Below are 25,547 nucleotides of genomic sequence, written 5' to 3'. Positions count from 1 at the left end.
GAAACGTCACGGCGGCGGATCGGTTCACGCCGCCGTGAGATTTGCGTGATCGCCTTAGCCTTCGGCCTCGGCGAAGGCGACGCGGGCGGCCCCCAGCAGGGCGGCGTGTTTGTGCATGATCACCTTGGTCGGAATCTCTGACATATAGTCCTTGAACCGGCCCTTGCGCTCGAACCGCTGGCGGAAGGGGCTGGCCTTGATGAAGGGCAGGATGCGCGGAACGATGCCGCCGGCGATATAGACGCCGCCACGCGCGCCCGTGGTCAGGGCGATGTCGCCGGCCACGGCGCCCAGGATGGCGCAGAAGCGGGCCAGAGTCGCGCCGCACGGGCTGTTGGGGTCTTCCAGCGCCGTCTTGGTGATCTCGGCGGGATCGTCGACATGGGTTTCGCGGCCGTCGATCTCGGCCAGGGCGCGGTGCATGTTCAAAAGACCGGGGCCGCAGATCAGACGTTCGATCGACACCCGATCATAGCGGCGGCGCAGGATGCGCAGGATTTCGTCCTCGACCGGATCGCCGGGGGGGAAGCAGGCATGGCCGCCCTCTGACGGCATGGCCATCTCCTTGCCGTGGGCGTCACGAACCAGGGCCGAGACCCCGAAACCAGTGCCGGGGCCCAGCACGGCCACGGTCGAATGCGGATCGCCGTCGACCGGCCCGCCCAGGCTTTCCAACTGGTCCGCCGGAACGATCGGCGCGCCCCAAGCCAGGGCCTCGAAGTCGTTGATCAGCTTGACCGGTTTCAGGTCCAGGGACTGCAACTCGGCTTCCGACACACGCCAGGGCGAGTTGGTCAGGTCGATCTCGCCATTGGTCACGGCGCCCGCGACGGCGATGACGCCGCCGGTCGGCTTGACATCGCAGCCCTCGATGAAGGCGGCGACGCCTTCAAGGAAGGTGGGGTAGGTTTCCGCCGGGAAGCTTTCGTGGTGGTCCAGCACAGGCGTGCCGTCCACCATACGGGCCACGGCGAAGCGGGCGTTGGTGCCGCCGACGTCGCCGACGAGGAGGGTCTTGTCATTCATTCTAGGCGTTTCCTGCGCTCGGTTCGGTGGATCAGGCGTCCACGGTCCGGTCGACGAAGTTGGGATTGGGCGGCGTGTCGTCGTGGCCGTTGCTGGCGCTGGGCACCGCGAAACAGACGGTGGCGCCCTGCTCGGCGGTCGTGACGACGTGGCGGAAGGCGCCGAACAGTTCGCGGCCATAGCCCCAGGACGAACCCTGGGCGATGGCGGGCGTGCGGCTGGCGGCAGGCCGGGCGGTCAGATCGCTGACGCCGACGGTGGTCAACACCCCGGCCTCGGGGTCGAGGCGGATGACGTCCCCGTCCTGAACATGGGCCAAGGGGCCGCCGGCCAGGGCTTCGGGGCTGACGTGAATGGCGGCGGGCGTCTTGCCGCTGGCGCCCGACATGCGGCCGTCGGTGACGAAGGCGACCTTGAAGCCCTTGTCCTGAATGACCGACAGTGCGGGCGACAGGCTGTGCAGTTCGGGCATGCCGTTGGCCTTGGGGCCCTGGAAGCGCAGGACCACGACCACGTCGCGGAACAGCTTGCCGTCCTTGAAGGCCTGCAGCGCGTCTTCCTGGGTTTCGAAGACGGCGGCGGGCGCCTCGACGATACGGTTCTCGGGCTTCACGGCCGAAATCTTGATGACCGCGCGGCCCAGGTCGCCCTGGACCAGGCGCAGGCCCCCCTCATGGTCGAAGGGGTCGGAGGCGGGGCGCAGGATGTCGCGATCCAGGCTCTCGCTGACCCCGTCGCGCCACACCAGTTCGCCGTCCACCATGGAAGGCTCCTGGAAATAGGCCTCGATCCCTTGGCCCATGATGGTGGTGACATCGGTGTGGATGTTGCCGGCCTGGGCCAGTTCGCGCGCGATGAAGGCCACGCCGCCGGCGGCCTGGAAGGCGTTCACATCGGCCGAGCCGTTGGGATAGACGCGCGCGAGCAGCGGCGTGACCGACGACAGTTCGTCCATGTCGGTCCAGTCGATCAACACCCCCGCCGCCCGCGCCATGGCGACCAGGTGGATGGCGTGGTTGGTGGAGCCCCCGGTGGCCAGAAGGGCCACGATCATGTTGACGATGGACTTCTCGTCGACGACGTCGGCCATGCGGCATTGGCCGCTGCGCGCCAGTTCGACGGCCCGCTTCGCCGCCGCCGCCGTCAGGGCGTCGCGCAGACCGGTGTCGGGATGGACAAAGGCGGTGGAAGGCATGTGCAGCCCGCCCAGCTCCATCATCATCTGGTTGGAGTTGGCGGTGCCGTAGAAGGTGCAGGTGCCGGGCGAGTGATAGCTGCCGATCTCGCTTTCCAGCAGGGTCTGACGATCAACCTTGTTCTGCGCATATTCGGCGCGGACGCGGGCTTTTTCCGCATTCGGAATGCCCGACGGCATGGGGCCGGCCGGGGCGAAGACGACGGGCAGGTGACCGAAGGCCAGGGCGCCCATGAACAGGCCGGGCACGATCTTGTCGCAGACGCCCAGCATCAGGCCCGCGTCGAAGGCGTCATGGGTCAGGGCCACGCCCGCCGACATGGCGATGACGTCGCGGCTGAACAGCGACAGCTCCATGCCTGGGCGGCCTTGGGTCACGCCGTCGCACATGGCGGGCGTGCCGCCGGCGACCTGGGCCGTGGCGCCGACCTCGCGCACCGCCGCGCGCACGACGTCGGGGAAACGCTCGAACGGCTGATGGGCCGACAGCATGTCGTTATAGGCCGTGACGACGCCCAGGTTCGGCTTGGACCCGTCCATCGCCGTCAGCTTGTCGGCGATGGTCTGGCCCGCGAAGGCGTGCGCCCAGTTGGCGCAGGACAGTTTGGCGCGCCCGGTCCCGCTGTCGCGGGCGGCGTCCATGCGACGGATATAGTCGGCGCGGGTCTCGCGGCTTTTTTCGACGATGCGGGCGGTGACCGCGGCGACCGTAGGATGAAGCGCCATCAGCCTTCCTCCGTCCACAAAACTTCAAGGGGAACGCCGGCCGCGATCAGGGCGGCGATGGGCTGGATTCTGGGATCGCCCATGGCCTGTTCTTCGAAGACGCGACGCTTGGCGGCGCCCTTCAGACCCAGGATCACGCGGCTGGCCGATATCAGATAAGGCAGGTTGATCGACAGCCGCTCGATGGTCGGCGCCATGCCGTCGCGGCCGTGGGGCACGCCCAGGACCGTGGGTTTCAGCGTCGGCGTCAGCAGGGTCTTCAGCGTCGGGCTTTCAGGGAACATGGAGCAGATGTGGCCGTCCTCTCCCATGCCGAGCAGGACCGCATCGAACCGCCCGCCGGCGTCCGCCAGAGCCTTGGCGGCGACCAGGGCCGCCCGGTCCACCGTGACCTCGGGCGTATAGAGAGGGATGAAGCGCGCCGCCGCCGCCTTGTCCTGCAACAGGACGTCGCGAATCAGACGGGCGTTGGACTCCGGCGAGGTTTCGGGAACGTAGCGCTCGTCCACCAGGGTCACGGCGACCCTGGACCAGTCCAGATCGGTCGCCGCCAGCCGGCGATAGACGGGCGCGGGCGTCGAACCGCCCGGCCCGGCGAACAGGGCCGCGCCCTTGTCGCGCAGGGCTGTCGAAAGGGTCTCGCTGAGCCGGGCCGCGATGGCCTCGGCCCAGGCGTCGGGGCCGGCGAAGGTTTCGATGGGGTGGGTCTCAGGCATCGGTCGTGTTCCAGTCGCGGCCGGTCCGCATCATCAGCATGTCGGCGCTGTCGGGACCCCAGGTCCCGGCGACATATTCGTCGGGCTTCAGGCCGGATTCGGCCCAGGCCTCGGAAACCTCGTCCACCCATTTCCAGGCCTGTTCCGCCTCGTCGCGACGCACGAACAGGGTGGAATCGCCCGCCATCGCATCCAGCAACAGACGTTCATAGGCGATGCGGCGGCGCGGCGGGGCGTCGCCCTTGCCGTCAACGCCCCACGACAGGCTCATCTTGATCGGCTGAAGCTGCATCCGCCGATCAAGGCCGGGGCGTTTGTTCATGACCGTCAGGGAGATGTCTTCCTCGGGCTGAAGCTCGATGATCATGCGGTTTGCCGTGACCTCTCCGCCATTCTTGTTGGAATTGGCGTCGCGGTCGAAGATCGAGTGGGGCACCGGCTTGAACTGGATGACGATCTCGGTGCGCTTTTCCGGCAGGCGTTTGCCGGTGCGCATGAAGAACGGCACGCCGGCCCAGCGCCAGTTGTCGATGTCGGCTCGGATGGCGACGAAGGTCTCGGTGTCCGAATCCTGGCCCCGCTCCTCGTCATAGCCCTTGACCGGCTTGCCCTCGCTGGTCCCGGCCACGTACTGGCCGCGCACGGTGACCCGCTCGGCCTCGTCGGGGGTGATGGGACGAAGGGAGCGCAGCACCTTGACCTTCTCGTTGCGCACCGAGTCCGGGTCCAGGTCGCTGGGCGGCTCCATCGCCACCAGGCACAGCAGTTGCAGCATATGGTTCTGCAGCATGTCCCGCAGGGCGCCGTATTCGTCGTAATAGGGCCAGCGGTCGCCGACCCCCACCGTCTCGCCGATGGTGATCTGGACGTGGTCGATGGACAGATTGTTCCACAACGGCTCGAAGATCGTGTTGCCGAACCGCAGGGCGATCAGGTTCTGCACCGTCTCCTTGCCCAGATAGTGGTCGATGCGAAACACCTGGCTCTCGCTGAAGGCATGGGCCACGGCGTCGTCGATTTCCAGGAAGGACGTCAGGTCGCGCCCGACCGGCTTCTCCAGAACGATGCGGCAGTTCTTCTCGGCCAGACCGGCGGCCTTCATCGCCGTGACGATGCGGGCGTAGAGCGACGGTGACACGGCCAGGAACGACGTGACCTCGCCGTCGCCCACCTTGTCCTTCAGCGGCTTCAGGCTTTCGGGCGAGGTGGCGTCCACCGCCAGATAATCCAGGCGGGCCTTCATGCGCGACCAGCTGTCCTCGTCCCACGCCTTGTCGGCTTCGGCCTTGGCCTTCACCGCGTCCAGGACCTTGGCGACATAGTCGTCGGCGCTCTCTTCGGAACGCGCGGCGCCGATGATCTTCAGCCCATCGGGCAGCAGGCCGTCATGCTCCAGGAAATACAGGGACGGCAGCAGCATGCGCATCGCCAGATCGCCGCCGCCGCCGAACAGAATGAGAGCCGCCATGGATTATCCCTTCAGCGATCCCGCTTTGTGGGACCGATGCCGTTAAGGTGCAGGTTGGCCTTTGCCCGCTTCGGCGCGTGAGGCCAACACATCCAGCACGTCCTGAAACACCATGTTACGGGCATGGAGAAGAACGAGCAGGTGATAGATTAAATCCGCAGCCTCGCTGGCGAGTTCCTCGTCCGGCCCGGCGACCCCCGCCAGAGCGGTCTCGACGCCCTCCTCGCCGACCTTCTGGGCGATGCGTTTCGGGCCCTGGGCGATCAGTTTGGCGGTCCAGCTCTCGGACGGATCTGCCGCGGCGCGGCGCGCGATGGTCTGTTCCAGTCGGGCGATGCGGCCAACGCCCGGCGCATCGAAGTCGCCGAAACAGCTGGTCCGGTTCAGGTGACAGGCGTTGCCGACCGGCCGGACCGACAGGACCAGGGCGTCGTTGTCGCAGTCGGGCGTGATGCCCACGACATGCAGCCGGTCACCGGACGTCTCGCCCTTTCTCCACCGCGCGCCCCGCGAGCGAGAGAAGAAGGTGGCCTCGCCCGACGTGATCGTCTCATCCAGCGCGGCGCGGTCCATATAGGCCAGGGTCAGGACCTGAAGTGTCGCCGCATCCTGCACTACGACCGGAACCAGCCCGCCGCCTTTTTCGAAGTCGATGGTGGATGGATCGAGGGTCATATCCGCATCTCCAGGCCATCGTCGGCCAGGTATTGTTTCAGGTCCGGTATGGCGATGGCGCCGGTGTGGAAGACGCTGGCGGCCAGGGCGCCGGAGACGTCGGCCTGGTCGAACACGTCCCTGAAATGCACCGGCGCGCCGGCTCCGCCCGAGGCGATCAGCGGAATGGTCAGACGCGCGCGGGCGGCGGACAGCTGTTCGATGTCATAGCCCTGACGCACCCCGTCCTGGTCGATGCAGTTCAGAACGATCTCGCCCGCGCCAAAGCCTTGCGCCTGATCCAGCCAGTCCAGGGTGCGCTTGCCGGCGGGGCGGCGCGCATCGGGATCGCCGGTGTATTTGTGGACCACCCATTCGCCGTCTTCCAGACGGCTGTCGACGCCGACGACGACGCATTGCGATCCCAGGCGTTCGGCCATCTCCGCGATCAGTTCGGGCCGCTCCAGGGCGGGGGAGTTGATCGACACCTTGTCCGCCCCGTGGTCCAGACAGCGGGCCGCCTGGTCCACGCTGCGGATGCCGCCCGCGACGCAGAAGGGAATGTCCAGCAGCCGGGCGATATCCTTGATCCAGCCATAGTCGAGCGTGCGCCCCTCGGGACTGGCGGTGATGTCATAGAAGACCAGTTCGTCCGCGCCAGCGTCGCGATAGCGCGCGGCCAGCTCGGCGGCGTCGCCCATGTCGGTATGGCCGACGAACTTCACGCCCTTGACCACCCGTCCGTCCTTGACGTCCAGGCAGGGGATGATCCGCCGGGCGGTCATTGGACCGCCCTTATGCTTGCGAACGGGGCGGTCATGCCGCCGCCGCTATGGCTTCGGGCAGGGTGAAGCAGCCCTCGTAAAGGGCGCGGCCCACGATGGCGCCGTTGCAACCCAGCGCCTTGACGGCGATGAGATCATCCAGGGACGAGACGCCGCCCGAGGCCTGGAGCACCAGGTCGGGACGCCGCCGGCGGATTTCCGCCAGCAGCTCCAGGTTCGGTCCGGTCAGGGCGCCGTCGCGGCCGACATCCGTCACCAGCAGATGTTTGGCGGTCCCCTTCGGATAGCGGTCCAGCGCCTCCCAAAGGGTGACGCCCGACGACTGGGTCCAGCCCTTCAGCGCCGGCACCGGCACGCCGTCCTCGATCTTGACGTCCAGGGCCAGGGTGATGCGCTCGATCCCGAACCCCTTCAGCCAGGCGGCGACGTCGTTGGGCTGGGTCACGGCCAGGGAGCCGACGACGACGCGCGAGACGCCCGAATCCAACAGCTTGGCCACGTCGTTGGCGCTGCGCACGCCCCCGCCCGACTGGACCTTGACGTCGATGGCCTGGGTCAAATCGCCGATCAAGGCGTGCTGCACGGCCTCGCCCGCCTCGGCGCCGTCCAGATCGACGATGTGGATCCACTGCGCGCCCTCGGCCGCGAAAGCGGTCAGGCGGGCGGCCGGCTGTTCGTCATACTGGGTCACCTGGTCGAACTTGCCGTGCATCAATCGCACGCAGACGCCGGCCTTCAGGTCGATGGCGGGATAGATCAGCATGGGCTCGACTTTCGTTGGTCATCCTGGGGCCTGGCCCGAGGATCGGGCGTGGATCGGTCCGTACGTGCCCCTCGTCGCATCGGCAGGGGACGGTCCGATCCTTGGGTCGAGCCCAAGGATGAATGAGACCTGGCGGCCGCGCGGTTCACGCGGCGATCTCCAGGAAGTTGCGCAAGATCGTCGCCCCGGCTTCGGCGGAGCGTTCGGGGTGGAACTGGCAGCCCCAGCGATTGTCAGAGCGCACCACGGCGGGGACCGGCCCGCCATAGTCGGCGCGCGCCAGGGTCGCCGGCCCGTCGGGACAGACGAAGCCATGGACGAAATAGGCGTAGGCCCCGTCGGCGACGCCTTCCAGCAGCGGATCGTCCCGGTCGCGCGTCAGGCGGCTCCAGCCCATGTGCGGCACGGGCAGGGGCTCGGAGGGCTCCAGGCGTTTCACCACGCCGGGGATGACGCCCAGCAGTTCGACGCCGTCGCCCTCGTCGCTCGATCCAAACAGCAGTTGCTGACCCAGACAGACGCCCATCAGGGGGCGTTCAAAGGCGCGCAAAGGTTCGATCAGCTTCAGCTCCGCCAGCCGCGACATGGCGTAACCCGCCGCGCCGACGCCGGGCAGGATGACCCGCTCGGCCTCTGCGATCTCGACCGGATCGGCGGTCAGGCGGACGGTCGCCCCCAGCCGCTCCAGCGCGAACTGGACCGAAGCGATATTGCCCGCGCCATAGGCGATAACGGCGACTTCCGTCACAACACCCCCTTGGTCGACGGCACCGCGTCGCCTTCGACACGGATGGCCTGACGCAGGGCGCGGCCGAAGGCCTTGTAGACGGCCTCGGTCTTGTGGTGGTCGTCCTGGCCGGTGACCTTGATGTGGACGGCGGCGCCCATGGCCTCGGCCAGGGAGCGGAAGACGTGGGCGGTCAGGTCGGTGCGGTAGTCGCCGATGAAGGGCGTCTCGAACGCGCCTTCGAACAGCGGATAGGGGCGTCCAGAGAGGTCGATGGAGACGGTCGCATTGGCCTCGTCCATCGGCAGAACAAAGCCATACCGGGCGATGCCCTTGCGTTCGCCCAGCGCCTGTTTCAGCGCCTGGCCCAGGGCGATGGCGCTGTCCTCGATGGTGTGGTGCGGGTCGGTGTGCAGGTCGCCTTCGCATTGCAGCCGCAGCGAAAAGCCGCCGTGGGCCGCGATCTGCTCCAGCATGTGGTCGAAGAAGCCGACGCCGGTTGCGATCTTCACCGGACCGGGCGCATCCAGATCGACGGCGCAGACGATGCGGGTCTCCTTGGTGTCGCGAACGGCCTGGCCGACACGCGGTGCGCGGCGTTTGGCGGGCGTCAGACCGAAGGCCGCCAGCAGCCGGTCGTTGACCTCGGGCTTGATCGAGACCGGAAGGCGCAGACGGTCGCCTGACAGATCGGCCTCGACGCCGTAAGCCTTCAGGCCGGCCAGCGCCGCCGTTGGGTCTTCGGGCCGGGTCATGATGATGGGACCGACGCCGGGTTCGACGGGCGTCTGGCGGCCCAGTTCACGGACGACGCGCTCGCGCTCGCGTCGGACGGCGACGAGCCTTTCCGCCGTTTCGATCATGCGCGATGGGTCCAGCGCCTGCTGCGCCAACCGCACCAGCGGCTCGGGCAGGGCGTAGGGTTCCATCACCGACGCCAGCCGGACCAGCGTCCGAGGCTTGGCGATCGCGGCCCCGACCCGCGCGCCGGCCAGACCATAGGCCAGCGACAGGCTGCGCAGGACGACCAGGTTCGGCTGGTCGTCGACGACCGTAATAGCCGATACGCTGTCGGAGAACTCGATCAGGCCTTCGTCCACGACCAGCAGGGCGGGGGCCACGCGGGCGGCCATTTCGGCGACCGCCTCGGGCGAGCCGAGGGCGCGGATGACCACGACGGCCGGCTCGCCCCCTGTCGGATAGATGGCGGCGAGGCTGTCGTAGGGTTCGGCCTTGGGCGCCTCGACCGCACCTCCATCCCGGGCGGCCAGACGATACGCCAGCTCCAGTCCGTGCGTCAGGCCGCGAACCGGCAGCACCTGTTCGGCGGGCACGGCGTAGAGGGCGGCCATGCGTGTCGCCAGCGCCGAGGCGTCGCCGGGATAGCGGTCCAGACCCTCGCCGCCGGAGACCAACGGAGGATAGGGGGCGGGCAGGGTCATTGGAGCGCGCCCCGGACAAAAGGTCGTGTAATCCGTGCAATCGGTCTCAAATCCGCGCTCGAAAAACAGGGTGCAATGTGTGCAGTTCGCCCCGATGCGCCCACGATAAAAGCGGGTGCAATTGGTGCACTTCGTCTCGTCAGCGAAGGACGACGCACAGGAGGTGGGGCGAGAAAGGGGCCTTGTCCAGAGGCGGCGGCGTTCATCCCTCGCTCCTCAGGTCGGCGGCGCGGGCGTGGGCCTCCAGACCCTCCATCCGGGCCAGGCGGGCGGCTATGGGGGCCAGTTGGCGAGCGCCCGAGGCATCGACCAACTGCACCGACATGGTGGTCATGAAGCTGGAGGTGGTCACGCCGCCCAGGGTCTTGGCCCCGCCATCGGTCGGCAGGACGTGGCTGGGGCCGGCGGCGTAGTCGCCCAGGGTCTCGGCGGCGAACCGCCCCACGAAGACAGCGCCGGCCGCGTTGATCGCATCGACCAACGGTTCGGGATCGTCGATCTGAATGGCCAGATGTTCGGGGCCGTACAGGTTGGCCACCTCGGCGGCGGCGTCCAGATCGCGCACCAGAATCGCGCGGGCCTCGTTCAATGAGGCGCGGGCGATGGCTTCGCGCGGCAAGGTGGCGACCTGCACCTCGACCTCTGTCAGGATGTAGTCGATGGTGGCGCGGCTGGTGGAGACCAGCAGAACCTGGGCGTCCGCGTCGTGCTCGGCCTGACTCAGCAGGTCGGCGGCGGCGATCTCGGGGGCTGCGTCGCGATCGACGATGACCATCAGTTCGGACGGGCCCGCGGGCATGTCGACGGCGGGACCGCCCGGCAGGGCGGACGCCTGTTTCTTGGCCTCGGCGACATAGGCGTTGCCGGGTCCGAACAGCTTGGCGCAGGCTGGGATGGCTCCGTCCTCCAACTCGACGCCAAAGGTCAGGGCGGCGATGGCCTGCGCCCCGCCCATCAGCCAGATGGCGTCCAGACCGGCCTCTGCGGCGGCCAGGATCATGGCGGGATGCACGCCGCCGTCCTTGTTCGGCGGAGTGACGGCGACGCGCTGGCCCACGCCCGCGACCCCGGCCGGGATAGCCAGCATCAGAAGCGACGAAAACAGGGGGGCTGTGCCGCCGGGAACATAGAGGCCCGCGGAGGCGATGGGCCGCCACGCCAGTTTCGAGCGCACGCCGGGCGTGGTCTCGACATAAGGGGTGTCTTCGGGCCGCGTCGCCTGATGGAAGACGCGGATGTTGTCGGCGGCCATCCGCAGGGCGCGGACGTCGGCGGGGGGCAGGGCGTTGCGCGCCTCGGCGACAGCGCCCGGCGTGATGGCGATGCGACGGGGCGGGGCCTTGTCCAGCTTCAGGCACCAGTCAGTCACGGCGGCGCCGCCGCGCTCGCGCACGTCGTTCAGGATGGTGCGGACGACTTCGGTCACGTCGCCAGCCGTGCGTTGGGCTGGGCGGGCCAGCGCCGCCTTCTTGCCGGCGGCGTCCAGAGACGACCAGTCGATGCGTTTGAATGGGGTTTCGGTCATCACATCATCTTCTCGATGGGCAGGACCAGAATGGCCGAGGCGCCGGCGGCCTTCAGCTTCTCCAGCGTCTCCCAGAAGACGGCCTCCTGACAGACGGCGTGTACGGCGACCGCATCGTCGCGGCCCATCAGGGGCATGACGGTCGGCGAACCGGCGCCGGGCAGGATGGCGGTGATCTGGTCCAGCGATGCGCGCGGCGCGTTCAGCATGACGTATTTGGCGCCCTGCGAGGACACCACGCCGGCCATCCGTTCGATGATGCTGTCCAGCAGAGGCTTCAGGCCCGGTTCGGGCGCGACGGGGGACTGGATCAGGACCGCCTGGCTTTCCAACACCGTATCCTTGGCGCCCAGGCCGTTGGCCTCCAGCGTCGCGCCGGTCGAGACCAGATCGCAGATGGCGGCGGCCAGTTTCAGACGGGGCGCGACCTCGACGGCGCCGCGCATGACGACGATGTCAGCCTTGACGCTGCGTTCATCCAGATATTTGCGCAGGATCTTGGGATAGGATGTGGCGATGCGCAGCCCGTCCAGCGAGGCAGGGCCTTCATAGGCCAGCGCCGGCGGGGTCGCGATCTTCAGCGTGCAGCGGCCGAAACCCAGCGGCATGACGATGGAGGCGTTCGCTTGTCCCGTGCTTGGGCCGTTCTTGCCTTCTTCCAGCACATTCTCGCCGACGATGCCCAGGTCGCAGACCCCATCCGCCACGAAGGTGGGGATGTCGTCGTCGCGCACGCGCAACAGGTCGATGGGGTAGTTCTCGACCCGGTACAGCAGGTCGTTGTGACCCTTGACCCATTTCAGGCCCGCGTCGCGGATCAGATCAAGGCTGCGGTCGGCCAGACGGCCGGATTTCTGGACGGCGATGCGGAGCCGACCCTGGACAGTGCTCATGTTCGGATACTCAGGCTTTCAGCCGGTCCAGGGCGATGCGGTATCCCTGATGCGGCATGTCTTTCAGATAACGGGCGACGCGGACGACGGTGGTGGGGCTGGCATGGGCCTCTGCCGCGATCTCGCGATAGGATTTGCCGCCCGCATCCAGCAGGCGCGCGACCTGCCAGCGCTCGGCGAAGGCGCGCAGTTCCGCAGGCGTGCAGAGATCGGCCAGAAAGGCGTCGATCTCCTCGCGCGTCTGCATCGACAGCAGCGCGTCATAAAGGGCTGCGCGGGCGGGCGGGATGGTCATGCGCGTTCCACTATGCTGTAACGATGGGACGGTCAAGGGGGCGTGGGTCGTGATCGGTGACCCATGACTGGATGACGCAGGCTTCAATCACGAGTCACGATTCACCAATCACGACTTACGCACACAGGTTCACCGCTCTACATCACCCCTATGACCAAGGTTCTGATCATCGGCGCGGGACACGCGGGCGGCTCCGTCGCGGCCTTTCTGCGGCAGTATGGCCATGAGGGGCCGATCATTCTCGCGGGCGAAGAAGATGCGCCGCCATATCAGCGGCCGCCGCTATCCAAGGCGTGGCTGAAGGGGGAGGCGGATCTGGAGGCGCTGCTCCTGCGCCCGCTCAGCTTCTACTGCGAACAAAACATCGACTTCCGACCCTCGACCGTAGCCGTGGCCATCGACCCGGAGGCGAAGACGGTCGCCTTCCACGATGGATCGTCGGAAACCTATGACTTGCTGGTGCTGGCGACGGGATCGACGGCGAGGAAACTGCCGGTTCCGGGCGGGGACCATCCCGACCTGCTGGAGCTTCGGACGCTGAAGGACGCCGAACGGCTGAAGGCGGTGCTGGGGCCGGGGAGACGTCTGGCGGTGGTCGGCGGCGGCTATGTGGGGCTGGAGGCGGCGGCCTCGGCGCGGGCGCTGGGGGCTCAGGCCATCGTCATCGAACGGGCGCCGCGCGTGCTGGCGCGGGTGGCGTCCGAGGCGCTTTCGGCCTTCTTCACCCAACAGCACCGGGCGCGGGGCGTCGAAATTCTGACGGGGGCCGAGGTGATCGCCGTCGCGCGGGACGGCGTGACATTGGCCGATGGCGCGGTGGTTCCGGCGGACGCCGTGCTCATCGGGGTCGGCGCCCTGGCCTGCGACGGCCTGCCCCGCTCGGCGGGTCTGCGGTGCGACGACGGGGTGGTGGTGGACGACCAGGCGCGCACCAGCGATCCGGCCATCTTCGCCGTCGGCGACATGACGCGCCGCCCGATCCCTGTCCATGGCGGCGTGCATCACCGGCTGGAAAGCGTGCCCAACGCCCTGGAACAGGCCAAACAGGCGGCCGCCGCTATCGCGGGCCGACCCGGGCCGGCGCCTGAGGTCCCGTGGTTCTGGTCGGACCAGTACGAGTACAAGCTGCAGATCGCCGGCCTGCCGTTCGAGGCGGATCGTCAGGTGGTGCGCGGCGATCCGGCTGCTGGAAGTTTCGCCGTGTTCCACCTGGCTGGCGACCGCATGGTCTGCGTCGAGGCCGTCAACGCCCCGCCCGAGTTCATGGCCGGCAAACAGCTGATCGCCAAGGGAACGCCTGTGGATGCGGACAAGCTGGCGGACGTCGTGGTGTCGATGAAGGCGGTGGCCGCGCAATAGGCGTCGCCGCAGTGCAACAAAACTGTTGCGCTTTCCGTTCTGAGGCCCTCACTCTGTGGTTTATTCTCGGCGGGGCGGATGACGAGAGCGTTCGACGAAATGAGCGGCGGCGGATCGGGTGCGATCCGCGACAGCTACAAGACCCTGGCGGCGTGGCTGGAAAACGCGCCGTCCGATCTGCTGCAGGCGCGCTCGCGCCAGGCGGAACTGTTCTTCCGGCGGATGGGGGTGACCTTCGCCGTCTATGGCGACGAGGAATCCAACGAGCGGCTGATCCCGTTCGACGTGGTGCCGCGCATCATCGGCGCCGATGAATGGGGCGGTCTGGAACGCGGGCTGAAGCAGCGGGTCACCGCCATCAACGCCTTCCTGAAGGACATCTACGGTCCACAGGAATGCATCAGGGCCGGGATCGTCCCGGCCGACCTGATCCTGACCAATCCGCACTATCGGCCCGAGATGCAGGGCCGCCGGCCGCCGGGCGACGTCTGGTGCCATATCTCGGGCGTCGATCTGGTCCGCACGGGCGAGGACGGATTCTATGTTCTCGAAGACAACTGCCGCACGCCGTCGGGGGTCTCCTATATGCTGGAGAACCGCGAGATGATGATGCGGCTGTTCCCCGACCTGTTCGCGGAACACGCCGTGCGGCCGGTCGAAATCTATACCGACATGCTGCTGCGCTCGCTGCAGGCGTCCGCGCCGGCGGGCGCGGGGGCGGACCCGACCATCGTGGTTCTGACGCCGGGGCCGTTCAACTCGGCCTACTATGAGCACAGCTTCCTGGCCGACAAGCTGGGGGTCGAACTGGTCCAGGGCACGGACCTGTTCGTCAATGACGACACGGTCTTCATGCGTACGACCGAGGGGCCGAAACGGGTCGACGTCATCTATCGCCGCATCGACGACGACTTCATCGATCCGCTGACCTTCATGCCGAACTCCACCGTGGGGGTGCCGGGGCTGATGTCGGCTTACTTCGCCGGGCGCGTGACGCTGGCCAATGCGGTCGGGACGGGCGTCGCCGACGACAAGGCCGTCTATACCTATATGCCCGAGATCATCCGCTTCTTCACCGGCGAGGACGCCATACTTAAGAACGTCCCGACCTGGCGCTGCCGAGAGCCGGACGCCCTGAAGGCGGTGCTGGACCGGCTGCCGGAACTGGTGGTCAAGGAGGTCGGGGGATCGGGCGGTTACGGAATGCTGGTCGGACCGACCTCGACCAAGGCCGAGATCGAAGACTTCCGCGCCAAGCTGATCGCCGACCCGGACGACTTCATCGCCCAGCCGACGCTGAGCCTGTCGACAGCGCCGACGTTGAACGGCGGCGCCCTGTCGCCCCGGCACGTCGATCTCAGGCCTTTCGTCCTGTCCAGCCCTGCCGGGGTGCGCGTGGCGCCCGGCGGCCTGACGCGGGTGGCGCTAAAGGAGGGGTCGCTGGTGGTGAACTCCAGCCAGGGCGGCGGAACCAAGGACACCTGGGTGCTGGACAACTAAATGCTTTCACGCACTGCAGACAGTCTCTACTGGACCGGCCGCTATATGGAGCGGGCGGACTTCCTGGCGCGCATTCTTGAGGCGGCCATCCGCCTGGCCGCCCTGCCGGCCAAGGACCAGGCTGCGGTCACAGCCTGGGCGGGGGCCATCGCCTCGTCGGGGGTGAAGAGCGCCTTCGACGCATCGGGGCGCACCGCGTCCGAGAAATCGGTCCGCGAATATCTGGCCTTCGGTTCCGACAACCCGACCTCGATCAAGGCCTGCATAACCAAGGCGCGGACCAATGCGCGCTCGGTGCGAACCGCTCTGACCATCGAACTGTGGGAAGCGATCAACGGCGCCTGGAACGGGCTGAACGAACTGGGCGAACCGACAAAACGGGACGACTTCACCAACTTCCTCGACTTCGTGAAATCGACGTCCCTGGCGGTCGAGGGCGCCTCGTCGCGGACCATGCTGAGGAACGACGCCTATTGGTTCCTGCGCCTGGGCATGGCCATCGAGCGGGCCGACAACACCGCCCGGCTGCTGGACGTGAAGTACCACCTGCTGTTGCCGCCCGGCGAACGAGTGGGCGGGCAGTTGGATTATTTCCAGTGGACGACCCTGTTGCGCGAGGTTTCGGCCCTGACCGCCTATCGTTGGGTCTATCGGGAATCGGTGCGGCCCTGGCTGGTGGCGGACCTGCTGGTGTTGAACCGCCAGATGCCGCGTTCGCTGGCCTCGTGCCAGGGGATGATCGTGTCCTATCTTGAGAAGCTGGCCGCCGATTACGGTCGTCGCGGCCCGGCGCAAAGGCTGGCGTCCAACCGCCTGGGTCAGTTCAACGAGGCCAAGATCGAGGACATCTTCCAGTCCGGCCTGCATGAATACATTCAGGGCTTCCTGAACGAGAACAACGCCTTGGCTGCCGCCGTCCACGAACAGTATCTGGTCTGAACCCATGCGGATCCGGATCGACCATTCCACCCGATACGCCTACGCCCGCCCGGCGCGCTTCATCGTGCAGATGCTGCGTCTGACGCCCAAGTCGTGCGAGAGCCAGCAGGTGGGCGACTGGCGCATCGAGACCGACGTCGACGCCCGGCTGCGGCGCAGCGAGGACGCATTCGGCAACATCGTCCACAGCCTCTATACCGAGCGGCCGGCCAACGCCCTGACCATCCGCGTCACCGGCGAGGTGGCGACCGTCAATACGGGCGGCGTGGTGAAGGGGCAGGCCGAGCGGCTGTCGCCCATCGTCTTTCTGCGAGAGACGTCGATGACCAGGCCGGATGCGGCCATCGACGATTTCGCCCGCTCGATCCCCGAAGGCGCGACGCTGGGCCGGATGCATGCCCTGATGAGCGCGCTGAAGCGGGATGTGGCGTTCGAGGTCGGGTCCACCTCGGCCGGCCACACCGCCGCCGAAGCCTTCGCCCAGAAGCGCGGCGTCTGTCAGGATCACGCCCAGATCTTTATCGCCGCCGCCCGCGTCCTGGGCGTGCCGGCCCGATATGTCTCGGGCCATCTCAGCCGCAGGGACGGACAGCACGATCAGGACGCCGCCCACGCCTGGGCCGAGGCCTGGGTCGAGAATCTGGGCTGGGTCGGGTTCGATCCGGCCAACGGCATCTGTCCGACCGAACACTACGTCCGCGTCGCTGTGGGCCTGGACGCGCGCGGCGCCACGCCGATCCGGGGAACCAGCTATGGCGGCGGGCAGGAGACCCTGACGGTCGCCCTGAACGTGCGGCCGGTGCAACAGAGCCAACAACAACTGCAGTCGGGCGGAGAGGCCCGGTAGGCATGACGCGCGAATCTGTTAGCGTCGTGCGGTTCGCAACGCGGGGAGCGGATAGAGCGACGTGACCTATTGCGTGGGTATGCTGGTGGACGAGGGGTTGGCGATGATCGCCGACACCCGCACCAATGCGGGCGTGGACAACATCTCGTCCTATCGCAAGCTGCACATCTATCAGTCGTCGGGCGACCGTATCCTTGCGGTGGCGACGGCGGGCAATCTGTCGGTCACGCAGACGGCCCTGGCCATGACAGCCGCCGGGGTCCGGTTGCCGGACTCCACCACGCCGGAGACGCTTCAAACCGCCCCGACCCTGTTTCGCGCGGCGCAGATTCTGGGCCATGCGATGGCCAGCGTGCGGGCCAGCATCAACACCCCGCCGACGCCGACCGCCGATGCGTTGAACGTCAACGCCTCCATGCTGCTGGGCGGCCAGATCGCGGGCGGCAAGATGGGGCTGTATCTGGTCTATGGTCAGGGCAATTTCATCGAGTGCGGGCCGGATACGCCCTATCTGCAGATCGGGGAGTTGAAATACGGCAAGCCGATCCTGGATCGCGCCCTCCATACGTCCACCCCTCTGTCCGAGGCGGTGAAACTGGGACTGATCTCGTTCGATTCCACCATCCGTTCGAACATCGCCGTCGGTCCGCCGCTGGACCTGATCGTCATGCCTCGCGACCGGCTGAACGGCATGGCCCGCCGCATTGAGGCTGAAGATCCCTATTTCCGCGATCTGGGTCGTCGGTGGTCCGAAGCTCTGGCCGCAGCTCACCGGGCCATGCCTGATCCGACCTGGCTGGATTTGGACGAGACCCCGGCGGCGCGGACGATGAGCGTCGTCGGCTGATTAAGACTGCGATTTGTTCGCAATTTGCTTGTGCGACATTTTGAAGCTGGTTATTGCGACCGTATCGCAAAATCAGACCAAAAGGTCGCAAGACAATGTCCGACTCCCGCGCCGCCTCTCTCCGTGCGCTTCTGTTCGTCTCCAGCGCCGCTGGCATGCTGGTGGCGGCGCCCGCTTTCGCCGAAACCGCTGACGCCGCCGACGGCGTGATCGCCACGGCCGATCAGCAGCAGCCCGCCAATCTGGGGACCATCGACGTCAACGGTCAGGTCAGGAAGCCGGCGCCGGTCAGCCCCGAGTTCGTCGCCCCCCTGGTCGACACGCCGCGCTCGGTCACGATCATTCCGCAAGCCATCATCGAACAGACTGGCGCGGATTCGTTGCAGGATATTCTTCGCAATTCGCCCGGCATCACCTTTGGCGCGGGAGAGGGCGGCCAGCCGCTGGCCGACCGTCCGGTCATTCGAGGGCAGTCGTCGGGCAACAACATCTTCGTGGACGGCGTCCGCGACGCCGGCGGTCAGCAGCGAGAAGTCTTCAACCTGGAGCAGGTGGAGATAATCAAGGGGGCGGACTCGGTCTATTCGGGACGCGGTTCGGGCGGCGGCAGCATCAATCTGGCCTCCAAGTCGCCCAAACTGACCCCTTTCCACAGCGTGTCGGCCGGCGTCGGAACCGACGACTATCTACGCGGGACCATCGATTCCAACATGCCGCTGGGCGACACGGCGGCGCTGCGCATCAACCTGATGGGCGCTCAGGGCGACGTCGCGGGCCGCGACGCCGTGGACTATGACAAATGGGGTGTGGCCGCATCGTTTGCCGTCGGCCTGGGAACCGACAGCACGATCGTCGCCAGCTACTACCACCTCGACAGCAATCAGATGCCCGACTACGGCATCCCGCTGTATACCAAGCTGGGCGGCGCAAACGCACCCCGACCGGACGCATCCGGCGTGCTGAACGTCAGCCGCGACGCCTTCTACGGTCTGAAGGCGCGCGACTATCTGAACAATACGGTGGACACGTTCACCTTCGACTGGACCCATCGGTTCAGCGAGGCCTTGACGGTCCGCAACGTCAGCCGTCTGTCCAGGACGTTGAACGATTACATCGTCACCAACCCCGGGGACGGCGGATCGGCCCAACTGATCGGCGGCGTCTGGTGGATGAAGCGCGGCACCAAGACCCGGTGGAACCCCGCGCAGACGCTGGCCAATGTCACCGACGTGTTCGGCAAGATTTCCACAGGAAGCGTCAAGCACAGCTATGACCTGGGTCTGGAGCTGACGCGTGAGGTCAATCGCAACGCCAGCTATTCGACCTTTACGACCTCGGGATCGGCCTGCCCCGCGCCTCTGACCGGCTTGGACTGCACGCCGGTCTATGATCCGAACCCGAACGATGCCTGGACGGGCGTGGTGAACCGTAGCGCGCCCAGCCGCTCGACAACGGAAACCGTCGGCCTTTACGCCTTCGACAGCATCTCGCTGACCGACCGCGTCCTGCTGAATCTTGGCGTGCGTTGGGACAGCTATCAAACGCAAGGCGTGAACATCAGCTCGACCCAGACCAACGGCGTCTGGACCATCAACCCGTTGATTCCCGCCACGCCGACGGGAACGCCGGGCGTCGTCCAACTGCCCAAGCGGAAATGGGATTTCGTCAACTATCAGGCCGGCCTGGTGTTCAAGCCGACCGAATATTCCAGCCTCTACGTCTCCTACGCCACCGCCTCGACGCCGCCGCTGCTCTCGGGCGGGGACCAGAACGCGGCCGGCACGGGGCAGGGGACGGGCAATCTGGCGAACGATATCCTGGAGCCTGAGGACACCGAAACCTATGAGGTCGGCGCCAAGGCCAATCTGTTCGACGAACGTCTTTCCGTCGGTCTGTCCGCCTATCGTCTCACCAGAAAGAACGCCCAACTGCTGGTCGATTCCGGGCCGCCCGCGACCTACGCCCAGGTCGGCGAGGTCGAGGTCAAGGGTGTCGAGCTTAGCGTATCAGGCAATATAACGCCTGCTTGGCAGGTGTTTGGCGGCTATACCTACATGGACTCCGAACTTGTCCGAGGGGCCGTGAACAACTTGAACGTCGGTGAGTCTCTCGCCAACACGCCAAGGAACTCGGCCAGCCTGTTCACCACCTACCGCGTCCTGCCGCGGCTGACCGTGGGTGGCGGCGTCTACTATGTGTCGCGTTCCAACGGCGGCAATCAAGGCGGCGCTGGTGGCGGGGCCAACCGCATCTATGCGCCGGAATATACGCGGGTGGACGCTTACGCCGCCTATGATTTGACCGATACGGCGTCCCTGCGTCTCAACGTCAAGAACGCAGGCGACGAGCGCTATATCATGCGCACCAACGGCGTTCACCACGCCGATCCTGCGCCGGGTCGTGCGGCCAGTCTGACGTTGAACATGCGCTTCTAAAGACCGCTTCCCCCGGTCTATCCTGGCGGCCCCGTCCTTCCGGCGGGGCCGTCTTCTTTTTTGCGAGAGCGAGGCCGTCCGTGCTGCTCCAGATTCCCGAAGTCTTCTCCAAGGCTGAAGTGAAGGCGCTGCGCGAGCGGCTGGACGCCGGGCCGTGGGCGGATGGCAACATGACCTCGGGCCACCAGTCCGCCACGGCCAAGCGCAACCAGCAACTGCCCGAGGATTCGGATGTGGCGAAAGAGGTGTCGGCCCTGATCGTTCAGGCGCTGAACGCCAATCCGATGTTCGTGGCGGCGGCCCTGCCGCACACGATCTTTCCGCCGCTGTTCAACCGTTACGAGGGCGGGGGCGAGTTCGGCCTGCATGTCGACAACGCCATCCGCCAGGCGCGCGGGGGCGGGGCTTTGCGCATCCGCAGCGACCTGTCGGCGACCCTGTTCCTGTCGGAGCCGGAGGATTACGACGGCGGCGAACTGATCGTTGAGGAGATGTACGGATCGCAGTCGATCAAGCTGCCGGCCGGCGATCTGGTGCTCTATCCGTCCAAGAGCCTTCATCGGGTCATGCCGGTGACGCGGGGCGCGCGGGTGTCGTCTTTCATGTGGATGCAGAGCCTGATCCGCGACGACGGCGACCGCGAGATGCTGTTCCGCCTGGACGTGGCGACCCAGCGCGTCGGGCTGGAGAAGGGGTCCAAGGATCAGGCGGTGATCGAACTGACCGGCGTCTATCACAATCTGCTGCGGCGCTGGGCCGAGGTGTGACGGTCGTTGCGGCGACGGGGTACCGAACGCTATTGCAACCCGTTCGCAACAATGGCACAGCGAGCGCGTGACCGAACTCGCCGCACAGCGTCAGGCCGAACCCGAAGCCAAGGGGCCCAAGCCCAAGGCGGCGCTGAACGGCGCGCGGTCGTTCTGGCTAAAACAACTTCATAGCTGGCACTGGATTTCGGCGGCGGTCAGCCTGGTGGGCATGATCCTGTTCGCGGTCACCGGCATCACCCTGAACCATGCGGCCTCCATCCCCGGAACGCCGGTTACGGTCGAACAAACCGCGACCCTGCCGGCCCCGCTGCTGCAACGCCTGACGACCTTTCCCGAAGAAACGACCCAGCCCGTGCCGGACGCGGTCGCGCGCTGGGCGTCCGAGGCGTTGAAGGTCGAGATCGCCGGCAAGCCGACCGAGACGACGCCGGAAGAGGTCTATGTCGCCCTGGCCATTCCCGGCGGCGACGGATGGGTCACCATCGACCGTTCGACGGGTGAGACGCTGCACGAAAAGACCACGCGCGGCTGGATCGCCTACCTCAACGACCTGCACAAGGGCCGCAACGCCGGCGTGGTCTGGTTCTGGTTCATCGACGTGTTTGCGGCGGCCTGCGTCATCTTCGCGGTCACGGGCCTGGGCCTGATGATCCTGCACGCCAAGGGCCGACCCTCCACCTGGCCGCTGGCGGCGTTGGGCCTGCTGATCCCCGTCGTCATCGCCCTGATCTTCATTCACTGACGAGTATTCCGATGCGCCTTCTCCCCGTCGTCATCACCACCGTCGGCCTGGCCGCAGCGGCCGCGCCCGCCATGGCCGCCGACCTGACCGTCTCGGTCGAAATCCCCCGGCTGAACACCGCCTCCTATCACCGACCCTATGTGGCCGTGTGGATCGAGAAGCCGGATCAGAGCGCCGAACGCACCCTGGCCGTCTGGTATCAGCAGACCCGCAACAACGAGGGCGACGGCAAGGACTGGCTGAAGGACCTGCGCACCTGGTGGCGCAAGGGCGGCCGGGCCATGAGCCTGCCGGCCGACGGCGTGTCGGGCGCCACGCGCGCGCCGGGTCGCCAGACCGTCACCGTGCCGGGCGCGCGCCTGGCCGGCCTGCAGCCGGGCCAATACAACATCGTCGTCGAAGCGGCCCGTGAGCTGGGCGGCCGCGAAGTGGTGCGCGTGCCCTTCCGCTGGGGCGCGGCGAACACCGGCGCCGGAACCGGCTCCACCGAACTGGGCGCCGTGCGCGTCGCCGTCTCTCGCTGAGGATCACGACCATGAAGAAGACGATCGCCCTGCTGACACTCGCCGCCGCCCTGGCGGCCCCGATGACCGCTCAGGCCCACCGCGCCTGGATGGCGCCGACCGCCACCACCCTGTCGGGAACCGACGCCTGGGTCGCCTTCGACGCCGGCATGTCCAACAAGGTGTTCGATCCCGACCACGCCGCCATGCGGATGACGGGCCTGACCATCACGGCGCCGGACGGATCGGCGGTTCAGCCCGAGCACGCCATGCAGGGTCAGTATCGCTCCACCTTCGACGCCCATCTGACGCAAAACGGCACCTATAAGATCGCCAACGTCATGAGCGGCGTCATGGCCAGCTACAAGCTGAACGGCGAGCAGAAGCGCTGGCGCGGGACGGCCGCCGAATACCCCGCCGCCCTGCCGACAGGGGCGACCGACGTCCAGGCGACCCGCACCGCCAGCCGGATCGAGACCTTCGTGACCCTGAACAACCCGACCGACACCGTCTTCAAGACGACCGGCGAAGGGCTGGAGCTGGTTCCCGTCACCCACCCCAACGACCTGGTCGCGGGCGAGCCGGCGACGTTCAAACTGCTGAACAACGGCCAGCCCGCCTCGGGCCTTGAGGTCACCGTGGCGCGCGGGGCGATCCGTTATCGCGACAATCCCGAGGAATCGACGGTGACGACCGGCGCCGACGGCGCCTTCACCATCACCTGGCCGGCGGCTGGCATGTACTGGCTGAACGCCTCAGTCCGCACCGAGGGGCAGGGGGAAACGCTCGGGTCCAGCGCCAGCTATGTGGCGTCGGTGGAAGTCCTGCCCTAAGCGAGCGGGATGTCCGACACGCCCTTCTCGCGCGGCTCGCGCGCCGCTCCCTCCGCCGTCGCCATCGGCGATCCCGGTCCGCTCGCGGACCGGGCCGACAATCGCGTCCTGGTCCCACTGATCAACGGCGCGCCGCCGCGTCCGCCCAGCGATCTGATCCATGCGCTGGACGGCCAGACCATGGGCACGACCTGGAGTGCGCGCGTCATCGCCCCGCGCGGCGTGGGCGAAGCGGCCGTTCGCGAGGCGATCGAGCAAGAGCTGGCGGCCGTCGTCGGCCTGTTCAGCCCGTGGGAGCCGTCCAGCGAGATCAGCCGCTTCAACACCGCGCCGGCCGGCTTCTGGGCGGTGTCGCAGCCGTTCTGGGACCTGCTGGATGCGGCTATGATCTTGGGCGACGAGACGAACGGGGCGGTCGATCCGACCCTGGGCGCCCTGGTCGATCTGTGGGGCTTCGGCCCGCCCGGACCGCGCTCGGCGCTGCTGCCCATTCCGTCCGAGGACGAGATCGCGGCGGCCATGGCCGTGTCCGGCTGGCAAAAGCTGCGGCTGAATCCCGATGCGCGCGGCGTGATGCAGATGGGCGGGATGAAGCTGGACTTCTCCGGCATCGCCAAGGGCCATGCGGTGGATCGGGTGTCGGATCGGCTGACGGCCATGGGCGCGACCTCTCACCTGATCGAGATCGGCGGCGAGTTGAAGGGGCGCGGCGTCAAGCCGGACGCCCAACCCTGGTGGGTCGAGATCGAGCGCGTCAAGGACAGCCCCGCGCCGCGAACGGTGGCGGCCCTGTTCGACCTGGCGGTGGCGACCAGCGGCGATTACCGTCGGGCCTTCGTGCATGACGGGCGGCTTTATCCCCACACTCTGGATGGTTCGACCGGCCGTCCGGTCAACAGCAACCTGACCTCTGTCACCGTGCTGCATTCCTCGGCCATGATGGCGGACGCCTACGCCACGGCGTTAACGGTCATGGGGCCGTTCGACGGCCCGGATTACGCCGAGGCGGCGGGTCTGGCCGCCCACTTCGTCGAGCGCACCGAGCGCGGGCCGGTCGAGCGGATGACGCCGGCCTTCGCCGCCATGATGGACGATCCCGATGGAGACCGGCCGGGGTGACAGCCGATCCGCAGCGCTGGCTGTGGGCGGTCGGGGCGGTTGTGCTTTGGCTGGTCCTGATCGCCGTGACGGTCTGGCGCGAGCGGCGCGCGGCGGCCTTGGCCCGCGCCCGGTCCGACGCCATGGCCTCGGCTGGATCGGGGCAGGGCCAGCCGATCCTGGTCGCCTTCGCCAGCCAGACAGGCTTCGCCGAGGAACTGGCCTGGATGACGGCGCGGGCGCTGGGCGACGGCGGCGTGGGCGCGCGGGTGCGGTCGTTCGCCGATCTGGATATTGAGACGCTGGAGACGGCGGACCGGGCCTTGCTGATCGTCTCCACGACGGGCGAGGGCGATCCGCCCGACGCCGCCGCAAGATTCGTCAGGACGACAATGACGGCCGGCGCCGACCTGGCCTCGCTGCGGTTCGGCCTGCTGGCCCTGGGCGACCGAAGCTATGACCAGTTCTGCGGCTTCGGCCATGCGGTGGACGGCTGGCTGCGGCGCGCGGGCGCCGACCCCCTGTTCGACATGGTCGAGGTCGATGACGGCGAGGCCGGCGCCATCCGTCACTGGCAGCATCAGTTGAACCAGATCACCGGCAGCGTGACGGCGCCCGACTGGACCCCGCCCGCCTACGACCCCTGGCGGTTGGTCGAACGGACGCTGGTCAATCGCGGCAGTCCGGGCGGCGAGGCCTATCACCTGGCGTTCGAGGCTGTGGGCGAGACGCCCGTCTGGTCGGCTGGCGACATCGCCGAGATCGGCCTGCCTGAGCGGGACGGCGCCACGCCCGGCTCGCGCGAATATTCCATCGCCTCTCTGCCATCGGACGGCCGGGTGGAGTTCCTGATCCGCCTGATGCGCCATACCGATGGGACGCCCGGCCTGGCCTCGGGATGGCTGACGCAAGGATTGGCGCTCGGCGGAGAGATCGGGATGCGGCTGCGCCCCAACCGCAGCTTCCACAGCCCGGCGGACGAGACGCCGATGATCCTGATCGGCAACGGCACCGGCATCGCGGGCCTGCGGGCGCATCTGAAGGCGCGGACGGCGACGGGCGGTGGGGCGTGGCTGCTGTTCGGCGAACGGGCCCGGGCGCACGACGCCTTCTTCGACGTCGAGCTTCAGGCCTGGCTGGCGTCGGGCGTGCTGCGCCGGCTGGACCGCGCATTCTCACGCGACCCGGGCGACGGGCGTTATGTGCAGGATTTGGTCGCGGCGGCGGCGGACGAACTGCGCGAGTGGGTCGGGCGCGGGGCGACGATTTATGTGTGCGGCAGTCTGGAAGGCATGTCGCAAGGCGTCCATGCGGCGTTGGAAAAGGCGCTGGGTTTGGACGTGGTGCTGACGATGCTGGAAGACGGCCGATATCGGCGCGACGTTTACTGAACCTGCCAACAGCTCGTCATCCTAGGCCTTGCGCCTAGCATCCATAGGCTCCGTCGATGACGGTGACA

The 25,547-nt window shown here is 67.4% G+C and carries 24 protein-coding genes; 12 read left to right on the top strand and 12 right to left on the bottom strand.

Annotation, left to right across the window (positions count from 1 at the left end; translation table 11 throughout):
- Positions 1-54: 54 nt before the first annotated feature.
- From glk to KZX42_RS06905, 12 genes are all read right to left on the bottom strand, one after another.
- Entirely contained in the window at positions 55-1,092 is a 1,038-nt protein-coding gene (gene glk, locus KZX42_RS06960) for a glucokinase (protein WP_292047367.1), read from the bottom strand.
- Positions 1,058-2,947 carry a phosphogluconate dehydratase gene (edd, locus tag KZX42_RS06955; RefSeq protein ID WP_248118349.1) on the bottom strand — a complete coding sequence of 630 codons (1,890 nt, stop codon included), beginning with the start codon at positions 2,945-2,947 and terminating at the stop codon, positions 1,058-1,060. Before edd ends, glk begins: the two co-directional genes overlap by 35 nt.
- Entirely contained in the window at positions 2,947-3,663 is a 717-nt protein-coding gene (gene pgl, locus KZX42_RS06950) for a 6-phosphogluconolactonase (RefSeq protein WP_248118347.1), read from the bottom strand. Before pgl ends, edd begins: the two co-directional genes overlap by 1 nt.
- Positions 3,656-5,131, bottom strand: a complete 1,476-nt coding sequence (zwf, locus tag KZX42_RS06945; protein WP_248118344.1) for a glucose-6-phosphate dehydrogenase — start codon at positions 5,129-5,131, stop codon at positions 3,656-3,658. Before zwf ends, pgl begins: the two co-directional genes overlap by 8 nt.
- A 42-nt stretch (positions 5,132-5,173) precedes the next feature.
- Positions 5,174-5,806 (bottom strand): bifunctional phosphoribosyl-AMP cyclohydrolase/phosphoribosyl-ATP diphosphatase HisIE, encoded by a 633-nt coding sequence (hisIE, locus tag KZX42_RS06940; RefSeq protein WP_248118342.1) that lies wholly within the window; start codon positions 5,804-5,806, stop codon positions 5,174-5,176.
- Positions 5,803-6,570, bottom strand: a complete 768-nt coding sequence (hisF, locus tag KZX42_RS06935; RefSeq protein WP_248118340.1) for an imidazole glycerol phosphate synthase subunit HisF — start codon at positions 6,568-6,570, stop codon at positions 5,803-5,805. Before hisF ends, hisIE begins: the two co-directional genes overlap by 4 nt.
- A 31-nt stretch (positions 6,571-6,601) precedes the next feature.
- Positions 6,602-7,333, bottom strand: a complete 732-nt coding sequence (gene hisA / locus KZX42_RS06930) for a 1-(5-phosphoribosyl)-5-[(5-phosphoribosylamino)methylideneamino]imidazole-4-carboxamide isomerase (RefSeq protein ID WP_248118338.1) — start codon at positions 7,331-7,333, stop codon at positions 6,602-6,604.
- Positions 7,334-7,478: 145 nt separating this feature from the next.
- Positions 7,479-8,081 carry an imidazole glycerol phosphate synthase subunit HisH gene (hisH, locus tag KZX42_RS06925; RefSeq protein ID WP_248118336.1) on the bottom strand — a complete coding sequence of 201 codons (603 nt, stop codon included), beginning with the start codon at positions 8,079-8,081 and terminating at the stop codon, positions 7,479-7,481.
- A complete protein-coding gene (gene hisB / locus KZX42_RS06920; RefSeq protein WP_248118334.1) occupies positions 8,078-9,502 on the bottom strand; it encodes an imidazoleglycerol-phosphate dehydratase HisB in 1,425 nt (474 codons plus the stop codon). Before hisB ends, hisH begins: the two co-directional genes overlap by 4 nt.
- 202 nt (positions 9,503-9,704) lie before the next feature.
- Entirely contained in the window at positions 9,705-11,027 is a 1,323-nt protein-coding gene (gene hisD, locus KZX42_RS06915; RefSeq protein ID WP_248118332.1) for a histidinol dehydrogenase, read from the bottom strand.
- Complete coding sequence (hisG, locus tag KZX42_RS06910; RefSeq protein ID WP_248118330.1) at positions 11,027-11,920, bottom strand: ATP phosphoribosyltransferase; 894 nt, start codon at positions 11,918-11,920, stop codon at positions 11,027-11,029. The genes hisD and hisG overlap by 1 nt, the downstream gene beginning before the upstream one ends.
- Before the next feature lie 10 nt (positions 11,921-11,930).
- Positions 11,931-12,215, bottom strand: a complete 285-nt coding sequence (locus KZX42_RS06905; RefSeq protein WP_248118327.1) for a YerC/YecD family TrpR-related protein — start codon at positions 12,213-12,215, stop codon at positions 11,931-11,933.
- Between the two features lie 150 nt (positions 12,216-12,365).
- On the opposite strand from KZX42_RS06905, the gene KZX42_RS06900 reads away from it, so the two are divergent.
- From KZX42_RS06900 to KZX42_RS06845, 12 genes are all read left to right on the top strand, one after another.
- Positions 12,366-13,574: an FAD-dependent oxidoreductase gene (locus tag KZX42_RS06900; protein ID WP_248118325.1), complete on the top strand. Its 1,209-nt coding sequence runs from the start codon at positions 12,366-12,368 to the stop codon at positions 13,572-13,574.
- 78 nt (positions 13,575-13,652) lie between these two features.
- Entirely contained in the window at positions 13,653-15,074 is a 1,422-nt protein-coding gene (locus KZX42_RS06895; RefSeq protein WP_248118323.1) for a circularly permuted type 2 ATP-grasp protein, read from the top strand.
- On the top strand, positions 15,075-16,013 hold the full coding sequence (locus KZX42_RS06890; protein WP_248118322.1) for an alpha-E domain-containing protein: 939 nt from the start codon (positions 15,075-15,077) through the stop codon (positions 16,011-16,013).
- A 4-nt stretch (positions 16,014-16,017) separates the two neighbouring features.
- Entirely contained in the window at positions 16,018-16,860 is an 843-nt protein-coding gene (locus tag KZX42_RS06885) for a transglutaminase family protein (RefSeq protein ID WP_248118321.1), read from the top strand.
- Positions 16,861-16,921: 61 nt separating this feature from the next.
- Positions 16,922-17,707, top strand: coding sequence for a peptidase (locus KZX42_RS06880; RefSeq protein ID WP_248118320.1), 786 nt, complete (start codon positions 16,922-16,924; stop codon positions 17,705-17,707).
- A 95-nt stretch (positions 17,708-17,802) separates the two neighbouring features.
- The gene (locus KZX42_RS06875) at positions 17,803-20,142 is read left to right on the top strand and encodes a TonB-dependent receptor (protein ID WP_248118319.1); all 2,340 of its coding nucleotides are present in this window, start codon (positions 17,803-17,805) and stop codon (positions 20,140-20,142) included.
- 80 nt (positions 20,143-20,222) lie between these two features.
- Positions 20,223-20,909: a Fe2+-dependent dioxygenase gene (locus KZX42_RS06870; RefSeq protein WP_248118318.1), complete on the top strand. Its 687-nt coding sequence runs from the start codon at positions 20,223-20,225 to the stop codon at positions 20,907-20,909.
- 67 nt (positions 20,910-20,976) lie between these two features.
- Entirely contained in the window at positions 20,977-21,654 is a 678-nt protein-coding gene (locus KZX42_RS06865) for a PepSY-associated TM helix domain-containing protein (RefSeq protein WP_248118317.1), read from the top strand.
- An 11-nt stretch (positions 21,655-21,665) separates the two neighbouring features.
- A complete protein-coding gene (locus KZX42_RS06860; RefSeq protein ID WP_248118316.1) occupies positions 21,666-22,178 on the top strand; it encodes a DUF2271 domain-containing protein in 513 nt (170 codons plus the stop codon).
- Between the two features lie 11 nt (positions 22,179-22,189).
- The gene (locus KZX42_RS06855) at positions 22,190-22,990 is read left to right on the top strand and encodes a DUF4198 domain-containing protein (RefSeq protein WP_248118315.1); all 801 of its coding nucleotides are present in this window, start codon (positions 22,190-22,192) and stop codon (positions 22,988-22,990) included.
- A gap of 9 nt (positions 22,991-22,999) precedes the next feature.
- Positions 23,000-24,109: an FAD:protein FMN transferase gene (locus KZX42_RS06850; protein WP_248118313.1), complete on the top strand. Its 1,110-nt coding sequence runs from the start codon at positions 23,000-23,002 to the stop codon at positions 24,107-24,109.
- Complete coding sequence (locus KZX42_RS06845; RefSeq protein WP_248118311.1) at positions 24,106-25,479, top strand: sulfite reductase subunit alpha; 1,374 nt, start codon at positions 24,106-24,108, stop codon at positions 25,477-25,479. Before KZX42_RS06850 ends, KZX42_RS06845 begins: the two co-directional genes overlap by 4 nt.
- Positions 25,480-25,547 lie beyond the last annotated feature (68 nt).

It is taken from the genome of Brevundimonas sp. EYE_349, from assembly GCF_023147505.1.
Classification (GTDB): domain Bacteria; phylum Pseudomonadota; class Alphaproteobacteria; order Caulobacterales; family Caulobacteraceae; genus Brevundimonas.
This window is presented reverse-complemented; position numbering and strand designations above follow the sequence as displayed.